This window comes from Streptomyces roseus, from assembly GCF_001044425.1.
Lineage (GTDB): Bacteria > Actinomycetota > Actinomycetes > Streptomycetales > Streptomycetaceae > Streptomyces > Streptomyces roseus.
The window spans coordinates 54,309-70,326 of record NZ_LFML01000150.1 but is presented as its reverse complement, the minus strand read 5'-3'; the positions used below and the strand labels follow the sequence as shown (position 1 = coordinate 70,326).

At 73.2% G+C, this 16,018-nt stretch carries 12 protein-coding genes; 5 read left to right on the top strand and 7 right to left on the bottom strand.

What is annotated here, in order from left to right; translation table 11 throughout:
* Window positions 1-302 precede the first annotated feature (302 nt).
* Window positions 303-575, bottom strand: coding sequence for a hypothetical protein (locus tag ACS04_RS31460; protein ID WP_048480239.1), 273 nt, complete (start codon window positions 573-575; stop codon window positions 303-305).
* 333 nt (window positions 576-908) lie between these two features.
* Between ACS04_RS31460 and ACS04_RS31455 the strand changes: the two genes are divergently transcribed.
* Both ACS04_RS31455 and ACS04_RS31450 read left to right on the top strand, forming a co-directional pair.
* Complete coding sequence (locus tag ACS04_RS31455; RefSeq protein WP_048480238.1) at window positions 909-2,435, top strand: FAD-dependent oxidoreductase; 1,527 nt, start codon at window positions 909-911, stop codon at window positions 2,433-2,435.
* Between the two features lie 106 nt (window positions 2,436-2,541).
* Complete coding sequence (locus tag ACS04_RS31450) at window positions 2,542-3,450, top strand: alpha/beta fold hydrolase (protein ID WP_048480237.1); 909 nt, start codon at window positions 2,542-2,544, stop codon at window positions 3,448-3,450.
* Here the strand turns inward: ACS04_RS31450 and ACS04_RS31445 are convergent.
* The gene (locus ACS04_RS31445) at window positions 3,428-5,017 is read right to left on the bottom strand and encodes a DUF6056 family protein (RefSeq protein ID WP_053081064.1); all 1,590 of its coding nucleotides are present in this window, start codon (window positions 5,015-5,017) and stop codon (window positions 3,428-3,430) included. The genes ACS04_RS31450 and ACS04_RS31445 overlap by 23 nt on opposite strands.
* Before the next feature lie 166 nt (window positions 5,018-5,183).
* Here ACS04_RS31445 and ACS04_RS31440 point away from each other — a divergent pair, with 166 nt between their 5' ends.
* Window positions 5,184-6,575, top strand: coding sequence for a glycoside hydrolase family 15 protein (locus ACS04_RS31440; protein ID WP_053081063.1), 1,392 nt, complete (start codon window positions 5,184-5,186; stop codon window positions 6,573-6,575).
* Here the strand turns inward: ACS04_RS31440 and ACS04_RS31435 are convergent, their stop codons facing one another.
* Both ACS04_RS31435 and ACS04_RS31430 read right to left on the bottom strand, forming a co-directional pair.
* The gene (locus tag ACS04_RS31435) at window positions 6,576-8,687 is read right to left on the bottom strand and encodes a PIG-L family deacetylase (RefSeq protein WP_048480236.1); all 2,112 of its coding nucleotides are present in this window, start codon (window positions 8,685-8,687) and stop codon (window positions 6,576-6,578) included.
* 211 nt (window positions 8,688-8,898) lie between these two features.
* A complete protein-coding gene (locus ACS04_RS31430) occupies window positions 8,899-10,737 on the bottom strand; it encodes a serine/threonine-protein kinase (protein ID WP_048480235.1) in 1,839 nt (612 codons plus the stop codon).
* Between the two features lie 410 nt (window positions 10,738-11,147).
* Here ACS04_RS31430 and ACS04_RS31425 point away from each other — a divergent pair, with 410 nt between their 5' ends.
* Window positions 11,148-11,480, top strand: coding sequence for a MazG-like family protein (locus tag ACS04_RS31425; RefSeq protein WP_048480234.1), 333 nt, complete (start codon window positions 11,148-11,150; stop codon window positions 11,478-11,480).
* 68 nt (window positions 11,481-11,548) lie between these two features.
* Here the strand turns inward: ACS04_RS31425 and ACS04_RS31420 are convergent, their stop codons facing one another.
* Window positions 11,549-13,621, bottom strand: coding sequence for a phosphocholine-specific phospholipase C (locus tag ACS04_RS31420; protein ID WP_048480233.1), 2,073 nt, complete (start codon window positions 13,619-13,621; stop codon window positions 11,549-11,551).
* A 403-nt stretch (window positions 13,622-14,024) separates the two neighbouring features.
* Here ACS04_RS31420 and ACS04_RS31415 point away from each other — a divergent pair, with 403 nt between their 5' ends.
* Entirely contained in the window at window positions 14,025-14,669 is a 645-nt protein-coding gene (locus ACS04_RS31415) for a GNAT family N-acetyltransferase (protein WP_048480232.1), read from the top strand.
* A gap of 135 nt (window positions 14,670-14,804) precedes the next feature.
* On the opposite strand, the gene ACS04_RS40210 is transcribed toward ACS04_RS31415, so the two are convergent.
* Window positions 14,805-14,927: a hypothetical protein gene (locus tag ACS04_RS40210; protein WP_280921043.1), complete on the bottom strand. Its 123-nt coding sequence runs from the start codon at window positions 14,925-14,927 to the stop codon at window positions 14,805-14,807.
* A gap of 244 nt (window positions 14,928-15,171) precedes the next feature.
* Window positions 15,172-15,936 (bottom strand): helix-turn-helix domain-containing protein, encoded by a 765-nt coding sequence (locus ACS04_RS40205; protein ID WP_280921042.1) that lies wholly within the window; start codon window positions 15,934-15,936, stop codon window positions 15,172-15,174.
* Window positions 15,937-16,018 lie beyond the last annotated feature (82 nt).

The window sequence follows — 16,018 nt, the reverse complement described above, 5'->3', positions numbered from 1 at the left end:
CGGTGTCCGTGCAGGTGGGGGTCCTGATTCGGGGGTGGGGCCGGGGGTGGTGGGGCCTACTACCGCGTGCCGTATGTGACGTGGGTCCTGTGGGGCGGGTCACCCGCAGAGACCCGAAATGTCACGTTCTGTACCGGTTCGCTACGCGGAATGGTGTGTGTGCCGGGCCACTTTCAACGCGAACCGAAGGAAACGGGTGCCTCGAACGCCGCTTTCCGCACCGCCCGCCGCAGGCCCAGACAGCGAGCAGCCGGCCCGGCGACAGACCGGGCCGACCACTCGCGCAGGGTGCCGTTGTCTGGCTAGCGGGGCTCGTGGGCCGCCAAGCGGCAGGCGCCGGTAGCGGCGCCGCCCGGCACTCCGGCCGCCGTCAGGCCGGAGGCACAGCCCTGGAGGTCGCCGCTCACGCCGAGCCGGCACGCCGAGTCCAGGCCGGAGGTGTCGGTGGCGCCCGCCTGGGTGGCCATCTGGGTGCAGGCCGGGATGTCCGCCTGAGCTGCCGGAGCGGCGAGCGTGCCGCCGAGCGCGAGGGTCAGTCCGGTGAGGACACCGGCGATGCGGGTCGACGTGCGCATGGGACGCACCTGCCTTCCGGGATCGTCCCGCGGGCCCGCGCCCCCCGGAAGCCCGAGCCGTACGGGAACGGCGCCGAGCCGGGCGCCCGGCGGGGTCTTCCCCTCCAGCGTGCACCGGCCGCACCACCCGACGCCTCCCGGGCGCCGCCCCGCGCCCCGGGGGCGTCCGGACGGGGGCGCCGGATCGGGGCGGATCGGGCGGCGCGTGCGTGGTGTCGGCGGCGTGTCGGGGGCCTGTCGGGACTGTCGGTCCGATGTCGGTGGGGGCTGACACCTTTCGAGAGGTCCAGCCGGGTGCCCATCCGGCGTGGAGCTTACGAAGGGGGATCTCTCGTGCACGACGTAGTGATCGTGGGAGCCGGCCCGGTCGGTCTGGCCCTTGCCTGCGAGCTCGGCCTCGCAGGCTGTTCCGTCCTGGTGCTGGAGCGGGAGCCGGGGCCCGGTTCCCCGCTGAAGACGGCCCCGCTCGGGATGCGGGGCCTGTCCGCCGCCTCGGTCGAGGCGTTCTACCGGCGCGGACTGTTGGACCCGCTGCTGTCGGAGTCGGGTCCCCAGCACGGACTCTTCGACGCGCAACAGCCCGGAGCGGACGAGCCGCCGCGCCCCCGTTTCGGCGGCCATTTCGCCGGCATGATGCTCGACGGGGACAAGGTGGACATCGACGCCTTCCCGTACCGGCTTCCCAGCCCGGGACTCCAGGGGTTGAGGACGCGCCTCGACGCGGTCGAGGCGGTGCTGTCGGAGCAGGCGGCGAAGCTGGGCGTGGAGATCAGGCGCGGCGTCACCGTCACGGCCGTCGCCCAGAACCGCGAGGGGGTGACCGCGCTCGCCGGCCCGGACGCGTACGAGGCGCGCTGGCTCGTCGGCTGCGACGGCGGACGCAGTACGGTGCGCAGGCTCGCGGGCTTCGATTTCATCGGCACGGAGCCGCAGTTCACCGGTTACGTCATGCACGCCACCCTCGACGGTCTCGACGAACTGCGCCCCGGGTTCAACCTGACGCCGACGGGCATGTACATCCGGATGGCCGCCACGGGGTACATCGGGATGATGGACTTCGACGGCGGCGCGTTCGACCGCTCGCGGCAGCCCACCCGGGACCATCTCCAGGCGGTCCTGCGCCGCGTGTCGGGCACCGAGGTGACCGTGGACGAGGTCCACATCGCGTCGAGCTTCACCGATCGGGCGATGCAGGCGACGGCGTACCGGCAGGGGCGCGTCCTGCTCGCGGGCGATGCCGCCCACATCCACTCCCCCCTGGGCGGTCAGGGACTCAACGCCGGCCTGGGCGACGCCATGAACCTGGGCTGGAAGCTCGCGGCGACCGTGCGGGGGCAGCCGCCGGAGGGGCTTCTCGACACGTACACCGGCGAACGCCATCCGGTCGGCGCGGCGGTGCTCGACTGGTCGCGCGCGCAGGTGGCGGTCATGAAGCCGGGCCCGCACGCCCAGGCGGTGCAGGCGGTGGTGCGCGATCTGATCGGGACCCGCGACGGGACCACCTACGTGTTCGAGCGGCTGTCGGGGGCGTGGATCCGTTACGACCTGGGCGGCGAGCACCCGCTGGTCGGCGCGAGCGCCCCGGATTTCCGACTGGCGGACGGCACGCGCCTCGGCGATCTGATGGAGGACGGACGGGGCGTCGCGCTCGATTTCAGCACCGACCGGCGCCTGCACGCCCCGGCGATGGGCTGGGAGGGCCGGATACGGTACGTGGCCGGGACCGCGCAGGAGGACCTCGGGCTGGGCGCCGTACTGGTCCGGCCCGACGGCGTGGTCGCCTGGGCAGGTGATCGCCGTCCTGACCGTGACGCGTTCGAGCGGGCCGCGAGCCGTTGGTTCGGCAGCCCGGTGAGCTGAGTACGGTCGGGAGCCGGCGGGGCGTACCGCCCCGCCGGCCGGTCCCGCCCCCGTGCCGTGGGGCCGGGGACGGCAGGGCAGGCCGGACGAGCCTCGGAGGTGGGTCATGCAGACGCCGGAGCGGACGCTGCACGTGAACGGAGTGGACCTTGCGGTCCAGGCCTTCGGGGACCCGGCCGCGCCGGCCGTCCTGCTGGTCTCCGGGGCCGAGGCGACGATGGACTGGTGGGACGAGGGGTTCGTGGCCCGGCTGGCGGACGGCGGCCGGTACGTGGTGCGGTACGACACCCGCGACACCGGGCGTTCCACGACCTGGCCGGTCGGGGCCCCCGCGTACACGCAGGCGGACCTGGTCGGCGACGCGGTCGGCGTCCTGGACGCGCTCGGGATCGGCGCCGCGCACATCGTGGGCATCTCGATGGGCGGCGGCCTCGCCCAGCGGCTCGGTGTCGGGTTCCCCGGCCGGGTGGCGACGCTCACGCTGATCTCCACGAGTCCGGGCGGACCCGGCGGACCCGAGCACCCGGGGCTGCCGCCCATGAGCGAGGCGCTGGCGAAGGTGTTCACGGAGCCCGGCCCGGCGCCCGACTGGACCGACCGCGCGGCGGTCGTCGACTACTTCCTCGCCGCCGAGCGCGCGTTCGCCGGCACCATCCCGGTCGACGAGGACCGCCTGCGGCGGACAGCCGGGCGCGCCTTCGACCGCAGTCCCGTCCCGGCCGCCGCCGGCAACCACTGGCTGATCGAGGACGGCCCGCCCGTACGCGACCGGCTCGGCTCGATCACCGCCCCGACGCTGGTCCTGCACGGCACCGCGGACCCTCTCTTCCCGTACGGCCACGCCGAGGCGCTGGCCCGGGAGATCCCGGGCGCACGGCTGGTCCCGCTCGTCGGCATGGGCCACCAGATGCCGCCGCCCGAGGTCTGGGACACCGCGGTCGCCGAGATCCTCGCGCACACGGACGGACCCCAGGGGCGGCGCACCCGCTCCCTCAGAGGCGGTGGATGCGGGTGATGCCGTACCACTGCGTCATGCAGTCGGCGACCCAGTCCCGCTCGTAGTCGGTGGTGAAGAAGGGCTCCGCCAGGCTGCCGATGTACAGGGGCCGGTACCCGACGTCGGTGGCGCCGCGCGCCACCTCGCTCCGGATGCGGGCGTTCTGGGCGTCCCAGGCCACCGAGCGGCGGACCGTGGTGGTCGTGAGCTGCTGGAGGTTCGGGACGAGTGCGGCCAGCGCGGCCAGCGTCAGCGCGCCCGCGGCCACGGCGGTCGCCGGCACGGCCGCCGTGGCGTGGCGCCGCCGGGCGGCGAACCGCCCGGCCCAGTCCCCGAGCAGGGCTCCGTAGGCGCACAGGGCCAGTTCCATCGGCACGAGGTAGTTCGTCCACGTACGGGCGTACGTCCACCCGCTCGGCCCGTACCCGCTGCGCAGCCCCAGCACCACCGCGAAGGATCCCAGCGCCACCACCGGTACGGGCAGCAGCAGCACGGCGACGAGCACCGGGCGCGGTACGTCGGCCCGGCGCCGCGTCCACTGCGCGAGTGCGGGGCCGCGGAGCCCCGCCACCAGGCCGAGGAGGACGCCGACGGCCGCGGCCGCGAGGTAGGCCCACTGGCCCGTGACGGAGTCCCACATCTGGAGCCAGTCCCGGAAGGTGGCCTTGAGTTCGCCCGGGGAGAGCATCGACTCCCTCGCCGGCTGCTGTGCGCGGCGCCACCGGGCGCCCGGGGAGGTGTAGAGCACGATCAGACCGCACACCAGTCCGGAGCACCAGATCACGCACCAGGTGAACGGGTGCCAGGTCCGCGCTAGTTTCAGGCGGGGCAGCGCCAGCAGCCCGACGCCGACCGCGAGCAGGCCGCTGACGAGGGCGAACGGCTCGCTCAGGGTGCCGAGGGCGAACGCGATGACGAACGCGGCGGCGAAGCCCGCCGCGCGTACGGGGGCTCGGGGCTCGCGAACCGTCCGGATGCCCAGCAGGAGCGCCCACACTCCGATGACGCTCGGGATGGTGTGGGAGATGGTGGCCGGGGCCCACAGCAGCACCTGGTAGCTGCGGGTGCCGGCGTAGTAGACCACCGCCTGGACGGCCAGGGCGCACGCGGTCAGGGCGAGGACCGTCGTCATCCGCGCTCTCGCGCCGAGCAGCCGGACGAACGCGCACCCGAGCAGGACGAGTCCGACCGTGAAGGTGACGACGATGGCGGTGGGAAGGATCTTGATTCCGGCGAGCCCGTCGCCGTAGATGATGCCGCTCAGGAACGCATTGGTGACGCGCCCGTTCTGGGTGGAGTAGAAGTCGGATGTGATGCCGAGGACTCCGAGGTCACGGGATTTCCAGGCGGCGCACCAGTCGTCCGAGGTGGGGCGCACGTAGAGCCCGAGGAAGCATCCGACGGCGACGAGGGCGCCGGCCGCCGCCACGAGGGTGACGGCCACGCCCGTCAGGAGCCCGCGCAGGGCGGGGCGGTGGCCGCCGGCCCGTCCCGGGACGGCGGTGGCGCCCGTACGCGGGCCCGCGCCCGGCCCCGGGCCCGCGCCCTCACCCGCGCCCTCGCGCTGCGTCGAAGTAGTACTCATTCACCATTCCTTCGCAGGGACCGGTCACACCAATGTGCACGGTGCGCCGCGCACCGGCATCCGGGGTCACCTGTGTGGCCGGTGTGTCGTGGCGGGCCCCCGGCCCCTCCCCCACGATGGGAACTCCGGGCGCCGCACCCGCGCATGCCTGACGGAGGGAGCGGTGATGCCGGTTCTCCTGCTCATACGCTGCGCGGCCGTCACGACGGCCGTCATGTGTGCGGCCCTTCCCGTGTGTGCCGCGGGACCTGCCGTCAGGCCCACGAACGACGCCGCCCCCGGCGTCGGTCTCCTGACCAACGCCGCCTCGACCGAGGCCGTCCCGCGGTCCCTGGCCAAGGGCGCGCGCTACATAGGGCGGAGCAACGTACTGCTGCTGCCGTCCGGACGGTGGAAGTACCTCCCCAACGGCCGGACGGCTGCGGCCGTGGTGGCCGCCGACGACCCGGGGGCCCTGGCGCAGATGGCCGAGAGCGGGGCGTGGCTGGCGGGAGGCCGGGTCCCGGGCGCTTCGCCCGCGCAGCGCGCGGCGGCCGAGCGGGCCCTGCTGACCATGCGCGCGCTGCTCCGGCCGAACGGTGCCGTGGCGGCGGGCTGGTCCGCCCCCTGGATGTACTCCTGGCCCCGCGACTCCAGCTTCGCCTGCGCCGCGTTCGCGCACACCGGCCACGAGGCCGAGGCGTACCGGATCCTGCGCTACAGCGCCGCGACACAGCGCGGGAACGGCACCTGGGAGGCGCGCACGAAACTCGACGGATCCGGGCCGCCGGACGGCAGGCGGTGGCAGCTCGACGCCAACGGCTGGGTCCCCTGGGCCACCTGGCAGTGGTACCGGACCGCGCCGCGAGCCACCCGCCACGCCCGGCTGACCACCCTGTACCCGATGATCCGCAAGGCGGCGGACCACGCGGCGGCCTCCCTGCGCGCGGACGGACTGCCTCCGGCCTCCCCGGACTACTGGGAGCTGATGACGACCACGACGAACATCGGTACGGCCGCGCCCCTGCTCGCCGGGCTCAACTCCTCCGCGGACCTCGCCAGGGAGCTGAACCGGCCGGGCGACGCGGCACGCTGGGCCGGTGCCGCCAAGCGCCTCTCCTCGGCGATAGCCACGAGGTTCGCCCCGCGTGGCTACCTGCGCACCGTCGACGGACGGCACGGGCACGACAGCGCGGTGGCCTTCATGGCGCCCCCCTTCAACACCGCACCGGCCGACCTGCGGCGGGCACTGGACACCGCGCACAAGGCACTGCTCCTCCCCAACGGGGGCCTGACCCCCGGAAACGATCCGGCGGCGCCCTGGGGCGGGAACGCCTGGACGCCCAGCACCTCCTTCTTCGCCCTCGCGTGGGCCGGTACGGGGCAGCCGGCGAAGGCGCGGCAGGTCCTGGACTGGGTCCTCGCCAAGCGGAACTCTCTCGGCGAGCTGCCGGAGAAGGTGAACCGGGCGGGCAGGCCGTCCTCGGTGGCGCCCCTGGCCTGGACGGGCTCGATCACCGTCCTGGCCCTGGTGGCGCTCGACGACGGGGGACTCCCGACACCGCCGTCGCGCTTCTAGCTAGCGCTCGCGGGCCTGCGCGAGCATCCGGGGCTGGACCGCCCGGTGCCACGGGGAGGGGATCCGGTCGCCGGGCGGCTGGGCCCCGGCCGGCCCGGCCGGTGTGACGATGTGCAGATCGGCGTCCAGGCCGAGGGCCGCCGCGACGGCCGTACCGCTTCGATCGGCCACTCCCGACGGTGCGCCCGTGTACAGCATCCGGGACTCCTGCCAGGACTGCGGACCCCCCGCGCCCGCCACTCCGACCGTGCCCGAGCCGGTCCGGCCGGCGAGCAGCGGGCCCGCGACGCCCACCGCGCCGTAGCCGCCCGCACCGCCGGCCTCGGCCACCGGGGAGAACTCCGGCGTGGCCCCGCCCGCGGTGGCCAGGCTCGTACCGACGGTGCCGGAGCCGGGCCGGCGGAAGAAGAGGCGGACGCCGTCGCCCTCCGGGCGCACCGAGAGCACGCCCGTGGTCTGCGGCAGCCCGGTCGCGAAGGCGCCGGTCAGGGGGGCGTCCGGCGTCGGCTGGACCCAGGCCAGGACGGAGCCGGACGTCGCCGCGTACACGTGTCGCCGGCCCGATCCGTCGGTCGCGGTGACCGGGTCGCCGAGGAGGCCGGCGCCGCCGAGGGACTGCCATGCGCCGAAGGCGCCGTCCGGGGCCGTCTGGGTCCGGGCGCGCAGCGTGCGCCGGGAATCGCGTACGTACACCGTGAGGCGGCCCGCCGGATCCACGGCCGCGGCCGGTGCGCCGATCGCCGTGGTGACGGAGGCGTCCGCGGTGTCCGGGTCCGGGGTTCCCAGTGACTGCCAGGGGCCGAAGGCTCCGTCGGCCTCGTCCTGGACGCAGTACACGAGGGCGCGGCCGTAGTCCCGGGGTGTGGGGCCGAGCGTGGTGCGGGTGGCGAACACCGCGATCCGGCCGTCCGGGAGCCGGACCGTGGTCGCCCCGGCGTCGATGCCCGTACCGGCGAGGAACCGGGGGCCCTGCCAGGGGGCCTTCGGGCCGCTGCGCGACCAGTACGCCATCCGGCCGTCCAGCACGGCGAAGGCCCACAGCCGTCCGGCGACCCCCTCGGTCATCCAGGAGGTGCCGTCGCCCCGGCTGTAGCGGATGGTCTGGTTCCATCCGGCGCCGGTGGGCCTGGTCGCGGTCTTGCGGTCCCCGCAGCCCGCGGGGCTGCCGCACCAGTCGTCGTGGTCCATCCACGCGTACGTCTTGAGGTAGCCGAGCTTCTCCTCGGCGGTCTGCCGGTCGAGCGTCGGCGGCAGCGAGGTGTTCTGGTAGCTCATGTAGTTCTGCACCGAGAAGTGCGGCCGGTCGGTGAGCTGCGCGTAGCGTTCGGCGGCGGCCTGGACGAAGCGGGCGCCGTACATGTGGTCCTGGTGGTCGAGGAAGGCCCCGCCCCGGGTCCGTCCGGGGGTGGGGTCCTGCGTCCGTATCGTCGTCGGCCTGTACTGCGCGAACACGTCCGCGATGGCGGATATCGCCTGGTCCTTCGTGTAGGAGAACGGCTGCTCGACCGGCGTCCCGGAGGTCAGCTGGGCGCCGAGGGCCGGTATTCGGCCGTCCCACAGGCCGCGCAGGCTGTCCGGGTTGTCCCCGGAGATGCTCCGGGCCTCGCGCAGCTGCATCCACACCAGATTGACCTCGGGGCGGGCGACGAGGACGTCCACCTCCGCGCTGCCCCCGCCCGCCGTCGGTACGGACCTGCGCTGCCAGGCGCTCGTGCGGTCACCCGTCGCCATCTGCGCGTAGGCGCCCCGGATGCCGTTCTGCCGGGCCTCCGCGTAGGCGGCGCGGTCGGCCGGGCCCGCCGCGTCGTCCAGGTGCGGGCTGTGGGCCTCGTTGCGGCCGTCGGACTCACCGGAGGTCAGGTAGACGGTGGTGACCTTGATGCCCGTCGCTATCGAGCGGCTCAGATCGGGGTTCATGAAGAACAGGTCGTCGTCGGGGTGGGCGACGACCTGGAGGGCCGAGCCCTCCGTCACACTCGGCTGGACGATCGCCCCGGCGGTCGCCGCCCCCCGCTCGCTCTCACGTCCGTAGGCCCAGGTCGTGACGCCAGCCACACCGACGGAGACCGCCGCGAGCAGGGCCGCGAGACGGGTGCGGCTGGCCAGGGACATGTACGGCGCCTCGAGGATCGGTCCGGTGCGGGAACCCGCCTGGGAAGTCGGTCGGATTCCCGATGGCTCCACTGCTTCCGGATACGACCGGGGCCGATTATGCCCCGGCCGTTTGCGACTGACACACCCTCAAAAGGCATATGTTATTGACTGAGTTAAATGACAGGAATAGGTGGTTTGCCCGGTTTGCGAACGGTCGGAGCTTCCCGCCTCAGCTCTTCTTCTTCGGCTCCTCGGCGTTGCGCCAGACGGTGAGGTCGAGGGTGATGTACGCGCTCGGGTCCTTCTCGCCGGACTTGCCGCGGTACGTCATCACCGCGATGTGGCCGGCGTCACTGAGCACGCAGATCTCCGACCCGTCCGTGAGCTGGTCGAGGCCGATCTTCTCGGTGTAACGGGTTTCCGCGCGGCAGGTCTCCAGCGAACCCTTCTGCGAGTTGTTCAGCACGACCAGCCGGCCGTTGTCGGTGCCCACCTTCGTGTCCCCGAAGAGGGTGTCGAGGTAGAAGTAGAGGTCCCCGTGGTTGTAGAGCACCCCGGCGCTGCCGCCGGAGGCGGGGCGCGGCGGGTTGTCGGCCAGCATGAGCTGGTAGTTGGCCGTCAGGTTGATGCCCTTGTACGAGGCGGGGGCGGGGTCGGCCGGCTTCCCGCCCTTGTTCTGGGAACCGCCGCTCGGGGTCCCGCCGCCCGCACTGGCGCCGGACGAGGACGAGCTGCCCTTGTCCTTGCCGCCGGAGCCGTCCGGCAGCAGGGAGCCGAGGACCGCGAGGCCGATCACCGCTGCGACGACGACGCCGGCGATGACCGGTCCCTTCGACTTGCGCTGCGGCGCGGGCGGCGGATAGCCGGGGTGGTAGGCGCCGGGAGCCGGGGTGTTGTAGCCCTGGACGTAGCCGGGGGGCGGGGTCTGGTAGCCGGGCTGCGCGGGCTGGCCGGGCGGGGGCGTCCGGTACCCGGGCGGCATGCCCGGGGCGGCGGGACCGCTAGGCGCGTGCGGAAGGGCCGCGGGAGCGCTCTGCGTGGGCGCGGCGGCCACGCCGAGACCGGTCGGCGCGTACGGGGACACACCCTGCGCCGGGGGCTGCGCGGACACCTCGGTCGGCGTCGGGGTGGCGGCGGGCTGCGGAGGCGGGGTCTTCGCCGGCTCGGGCAGCTGGAGGCGCTCGGTGATGGAACCGGCGACGGCCTGGGGCAGCCAGTCCTCCCCCTGGCGGAGCGGGGCGGGGGCGATGTCGTGGCACATCTGGATGACCTCGGTGAGGGTGGGCCGGTCCGCCGGGTCGCGGCTGAGGCACCGCGACACCAGGGGCCTCAGCTCCTCCGGCAGCGCACTGAGGTCCGGGTCCTCGTGCACGATGCGGTACAGCACGGCGTGCGAGGACCCCTCGCCGTAGGCGGGCGTGCCGATCGCCGCGTACGCCACGATCTGGCCGAGGGCGAAGATGTCCGTGCTGGCGGTGACCGTGCCGGCGGAGGCCTGCTCGGGCGCCATGAACGCGGGGGTGCCGACGCTGACGCCGCTGCCGGTCAGCGAAGTGGCGTCCGCCGCGCGGGCGATGCCGAAGTCGATCACGCGGGGGCCGTCGCCGGCGAGGAGCACGTTCGCGGGCTTCAGGTCGCGGTGGACGATGCCCGCGCCGTGGATGACGTGCAGCGCCTCGGCGACCCCGACTGCCAGCAGCAGCACGCTGCGCAGCGGCAGCCGGCCGTACCCGGCCACGGCGTGCGAGAGGGAGGGGCCCGGTACGTAGGCCGTGGCCAGCCAGGGCTGGGAGCCCTCGGTGTCGAAGTCGATGACGGGCGCGGTGTAGAGGCCCTGCACCCGCTGCGCCGCCCGCACTTCCTGCTGGAAGCGCCGCCGGAACTCGGGGTCCTCGCTGAACTCGGGCCGGATCACCTTGAGGGCGATGGGCCGGCCGCCGGGCGTGTAGGAGAGGTACACCTTGCCCATGCCGCCCGCCCCCAGCACGGCGGCGAGCCGGTAACCGCCCACCGTGGCCGGGTCCTCGGGCCTCAGCGGCCGGAAAAGATCGGAAGAAGGTGCACTCATGAAAATCCATCCCCTGTCACGGCAGTTCAGCCCGCCAAAGCCCCGAAGCCAACCGAGAGGGTACCCAACTTCGTGGCCACCCCCCCCCAGCGCAGGCCACGCATCCCCCGCCGCAGTGAAACGGCGCCGGATCACGCGCGCGGGCGACCCGGTTCATCCCCCCGGCTGAAGTCGGCCGTTGCCGGTGGCCGGACGGCGCGCTCCTTGAGAGGATCGCCGGGCCCGTCCCGCTCCGCCCCTCCCCGTGGCCGGCCGCTTCCTCACCACGCCCCGCCCGGAGGCCACGACGTGACGCGCACGAGTACGAGTACGAGTACGAGTACGAGTACGAGTACGACCGCGGCTGCGGCTGCGACTGCGGCTGTTCATGTGGCCGAGGACGGACCTCGGCCGGACGAAGGGGAACCATCGTGGAGAAGAACGCCTGGGCCATCACCGGGGAGCTCGCCGCCTTCTTCGACGAGGCCACCGCCCATGTCCCCGCGGAGCAGCGCCGGATCCTCCAAGTGCTCAAGATCGGGGAGGAGTTCGGCGAGGCCGCCCAGGCCGTGATCGGGGCCACCGGCACGAACCCCCGCAAGGGCCTGTCCCATTCGTGGCGGGACGTGGAGGCGGAGGTGTGCGACGTACTGGTCACGGCGATGGTCGCCCTGCACCGGCTCGGCGTCGAGGACCCGGCCGCGATGTTCGGCGCGCACCTGGAGAAGACCGCAGCCCGTGCCCTGGCCGCCCGCAGGGCATGAGCCGTGCCGCGAGCGGCCCGGTTCCGCGGAGGGTTACGCGGAGCCGGGCCCTCGTCGGGACCGGGCGGTCAGGAGCCGCCCTGCTCCGTCAGGATGCCCGGGTCCGACAGGCCGGCCGCGCCGGTCTCGACCTTGCCGGCGAAGCGGCGGCCGAAGTCGGGGAACTCGGACGCGGTGACCGTCACGTCGTACCAGCGTCGCGTGCTCCGCAGCGGAACGCTGTACGTGAGGGTGGCGCCCTTGGCGACGGTGAGGCGCTTCGGGCCGCCACCGTAGGCGTTGGTGACCGTGAGCGTCGCGGTCGACGCGCCCGCGTTGGTGAGGGTGAGGTCCAGGTTCCCCGTGGCGGCGTTGTGGCGCGCGGTGACCTCGGGACCGGGGGCGGTGCCGGGGTTGCGGAAGCCGCGCAGGAAGCCGTTGGGGCCGTGGACGGTCAGGTCCGTGGCACCGGTCGAGTAGGCGGTGTTCCAGGTGTCCGAGACCGACTTGCCGGCCTCGGTGGTGTACGTCCAGGGGGCGTCGGTCCGGTTGCCGGAGGTGACGTAGAACTGCGCCCCCAGGTCCGGGCCGCCGCTGAACGTCAGCCGGAACTTGCCCTCGCCGGTGAGTGCTGCGCCGTCCACGTACGGGGCGTACTTCAGCGGACGGGTGTTGCACAGGCCCTTCTCCTGGCGCGGCATCGTCCCCACGGCCGGCGGGGTGGCCAGGAAGTTGGGGTGGCGCTCGCGGTCCTGCGGCTCCCACGGGCCGGTGTCGGGCAGCCGGACGGTGCCGGTGTCCTTGCGGGCGAAGTCGAAGGCGGAGGTCAGGTCGCCGCAGACGGCGCGGCGCCAGGGCGAGATGTTGGGCTCCCGCACGCCGAAGCGCTTCTCCATGAACCGGATGACCGAGGTGTGGTCGAAGGTCTCGGAGCAGGAGTAGCCGCCGGTGCTCCACGGTGAGACGACGAGCATCGGGACGCGCGGGCCCAGACCGTAGGGGCCGGCGACGTACCCGGCCGCGCCGGGGAACACGTCGAGCGTGGTGGACACGGTCGACAGGCCCTGGTTGGCGTTGGCGGGGGCGTACGGCGGCACGACGTGGTCGAAGAAGCCGTCGTTCTCGTCGTACGTGATGAACAGCGCGGTACGGGCCCACACGTCGGGGTTGGACGTCAGCGCGTCCAGCACCTGCGCGATGTACCAGGCACCGAAGTTGGCGGGCCAGTTGGAGTGCTCGCTGAACGCCTCGGGGGCCGCGATCCAGGAGACCTGGGGCAGGGTGCCGGCGGCGACGTCGGCGCGCAGCCTGTCGAAGTAGCCCTCGCCGGTCCTGGCGTCGGTGCCGGTGCGGGCCTTCTCGTACAGCGGGTCGCCGGGCTGGGCAGTGCGGTAGTTGTTGAAGTAGAGCAGCGAGTTGTCGCCGTAGTTGCCGCGGAAGGCATCGTTGATCCAGCCCCAGGAGCCGGCGGCGTCGAGGCCGTTGCCGATGTCCTGGTAGACCTTCCAGGAGATGCCGGCCTGCTCCAGGCGCTCGGGGTAGGTGGTCCAGCCGTAGCCGGCCTCGGCGTTGTTCAGGACCGGGCCGCCGCCCTTGCCGTCGTTGCCGGTGTGGCCCGACCAGAGGTAGTAGCGGTTCGGGTCGGTCGAGCCGATGAACGAACAGTGGTAGGCGTCGCAGATGGTGAACGCGTCGGCCAGCGCGTAGTGGAACGGGATGTCCTCGCGCGTCAGGTGGGCCATCGTGGCCGGCGTCTTGGCGGGCACCCAGTTGTCGTACTTGCCCTTGTTGAAGGCGCTCTGGCCGCCCGCCCAGTCGTGGTTGAGGCCCTGGAGGTACTCCATGCCGAGGTCGTCGGACGGCGGCCGGAACGGCAGCGTCTCCTTGCCGGCGTTGTCGGTCTGGTGCCAGACGGACTTGCCGCTGGGCAGGGTCACCGGGCGCGGGTCGCCGAAGCCGCGGATGCCGCGGAGGGCACCGAAGTAGTGATCGAAGGAACGATTCTCCTGCATCAGGACGACGACGTGCTCGACGTCGGCGATCGTCCCGGTCGTCCCCTGCGCGGGGATGGCGGCGGCGCGCGCGATGCTCTCGTTGAGCAGGGTCAGGGCGGCGGCGCCGCCGGTGAGCTGGAGGAAGCGGCGGCGGTTCAGTTCTGCCATGGCGAGAGTGACCTCTGCTTTTGATCGAGGAGTGCTGGAGCGCACTCAGAACAGCGTGCCGGGACTACCGGAGAGGGAGCCTGACGTGACGGCGGCGGATACACCAGACGAACGGCAGTCGGATTCCGCAGGAGTTCGGCCATGTTCTCCGTGGACGCTCGCAGAGGGGCCGTTTCGGGCGACGGCCAGTCCCTCACGTAGAGAGGAGGCGGGCCGGCGGGGCCGGGCGACGGTGACCGAGGTGACGACCGGGCCGCCCGAGCGGCCACCCCTTTTGCGACACCGTCCCGTACTACATCGAGCCAATCAAGGCCTACACTTAGGCCAGCCTAACCTAAATCGGTTGCCGTCTTTCGTGCCCATCGACGGCATGACCCGCCCTCACGAAGGAACCGACTGCCACATGAGACCCGAGTCCACCGCCCTCGCCACCGCTCCGCGCGCCGACGTCTTCACCGAGACGGTCGAAGACTTCGGCACCGTCCGCTTCACCCCGGTCGACCCCGAGGCCGATTCAGCCGTCCTGCACGCCTGGGTCGCCGAGGAGCGCGCCGAATTCTGGGGCATGAACGGCTGCAGCCGGGAGTTGGTGCGGGAGATCTACGAGGACGTGGACCGCCGGGACACCCATCACGCGTACCTGGTCCGGCTCGACGACGAGCCGGTGGCGCTCTTCCAGACCTACCAGCCGCAGGAGGACCGGGTCAGCGAGTGCTACGAGGTGCGGGAAGGGGACATCGGCGTCCACCTCATGCTCGCGCCGGTCACCGGGCGGCCCCGTCCGGGCTTCAGCCGGATCCTCGTCGGCTCCCTCCTCCGCTTCACCTTCCGCGACCCGGCCGTTCGGCGCGCCGTGGGTGAGCCCGACGCCCGCAACGAGAAGGCGATCGCCCTGCTGGGCCGGATCGGCTTCGTCCGGCAGGGGGAGATCACGCTGCCCGAAGTCGACCTGCCGGAGTTCCACCTCCCCGCGAAGCGGGCCGTACTCGCGTTCCTCGACCGCCCCGAATGGCTCGCCGCGGCCCCGGAAGGCTCCCGGCCCTCGTAGAACAGCAGGGCGGTCACCGCAGCCGCTCCCAGCAGGCCGGTTCCGCCCCGGACGCCGCGGCGCCGGGCACCTCCGTGCGGGCCGCGGCGCCGGATGTCGCCGACTCCCCCGTGGTCGGCGACATCCGCGTCCTGGTCAGCGGTGGTCGGGGCCGCCGTTCTCGCGGCGCCTGCGGCGGTTTCGGCCGAGGGCTCCCGCCAAACCGATCAATCCTCCGCTGAGCGCGCCGGCCACGAGGATGCGCAGCAGGTCTTCCATCGAGTGCTCCCAAGTCCGGTCCGGGTCCACCACTGCCCGGGTCCGTCCTCGGCCGCCGGACGAAGACCTGTCTCCTGTGCGGCGGGGCGTTTCCGGGGCTCGGGGTCCTGATCAACTACGAACCGAGACAGTAGCGAGGCGCATCCGCCCTGGCTTGGACAAATTTGACCTGGCGCGTTTCCGTCGGATCATCCGGCCGCCGCTCCGCCCGCGTCCGGCGCGCTACGAAGCGAACGCCTCGCCCTCACAGGGCGAGCGCCCCCTCCGTCACGCGGGCGGCGGCCATCTGGCCCGGTGTCGTCTCGGCCAGGGCGCGGAACTCACGGTTGAGGTGCGCCTGGTCGTAGAAGCCGCAGGCGGCCGTCACCTCGGTCAGGTTCGAGCCCTCGCGCGTCAGCAGCCGCACGGCCCGGTGGAAGCGCAGCACCCGGGCGGACGTCTTGGGCGTCAGGCCCACCTGCTCGGTGAACCGGCGGACCAAATAGCCCTGGCTCCAACCCACTTCGGCCGCCAACCGGCCGACCGGGATCGCTCCGCCGGCCCGGGCCAGCAGCCGCCAGGCGTGTCTCACCTCGGGCGCGGCATCGGGGCCGCGTTCGATACGGGCCCACAGCGCGAGGTCCAGGAGGTCGAAGCGGGCTCCCCAGTCGGCGGTGGCCGCCAGTCGCTCGGCCAGCACTCCGGCCTGCGGTCCGAGGACGTCGCCGAGCCCGACCACCCGGTTGGTCAACTCGCTCATCGGCATGGCGAACAGCCGGTAGGCGCCCAGCGGGGTCAGTTCGAGCCGAATCGCCTCCTGGCCGCCCGGATGGTCACACAGCCGGGGTCCGTCCTCCAGACCCGCCACGAGCGAACCGGTCACCTGGGCGTCCGGGCTCGACTCCCCCAGGCGCCGCACCTGGGCGAACGGCTCCCCCAGGCTGATGACCACGACCGCCCGGCCCGTGGGAACCAACCGCACGCGGAAGGGCGTCGCCCCGGCATCCCAGTAGCCGGCATAGCTGTGCACGTACGGACGTAACCGGTCGGGCCACGGCCGGGTCACCCGCCACCGACCACCCACCCGGGTCGTCTCGACTCCCCGACCGGCC

What these genes read in the sequence shown, in the direction of transcription:
- ACS04_RS31460 (WP_048480239.1), bottom strand. Translation starts at nt 575, where the DNA reads ATGCGCACGTCGACCCGCATCGCCGGTGTCCTCACCGGACTGACCCTC.
- ACS04_RS31450 (WP_048480237.1), top strand. Translation starts at nt 2,542, where the DNA reads ATGCAGACGCCGGAGCGGACGCTGCACGTGAACGGAGTGGACCTTGCG.
- ACS04_RS31445 (WP_053081064.1), bottom strand. Translation starts at nt 5,017, where the DNA reads ATGAGTACTACTTCGACGCAGCGCGAGGGCGCGGGTGAGGGCGCGGGC.
- ACS04_RS31440 (WP_053081063.1), top strand. Translation starts at nt 5,184, where the DNA reads ATGCCGGTTCTCCTGCTCATACGCTGCGCGGCCGTCACGACGGCCGTC.
- ACS04_RS31435 (WP_048480236.1), bottom strand. Translation starts at nt 8,687, where the DNA reads ATGTCCCTGGCCAGCCGCACCCGTCTCGCGGCCCTGCTCGCGGCGGTC.
- ACS04_RS31430 (WP_048480235.1), bottom strand. Translation starts at nt 10,737, where the DNA reads ATGAGTGCACCTTCTTCCGATCTTTTCCGGCCGCTGAGGCCCGAGGAC.
- ACS04_RS31420 (WP_048480233.1), bottom strand. Translation starts at nt 13,621, where the DNA reads ATGGCAGAACTGAACCGCCGCCGCTTCCTCCAGCTCACCGGCGGCGCC.
- ACS04_RS31415 (WP_048480232.1), top strand. Translation starts at nt 14,025, where the DNA reads ATGAGACCCGAGTCCACCGCCCTCGCCACCGCTCCGCGCGCCGACGTC.
- ACS04_RS40210 (WP_280921043.1), bottom strand. Translation starts at nt 14,927, where the DNA reads ATGGAAGACCTGCTGCGCATCCTCGTGGCCGGCGCGCTCAGCGGAGGA.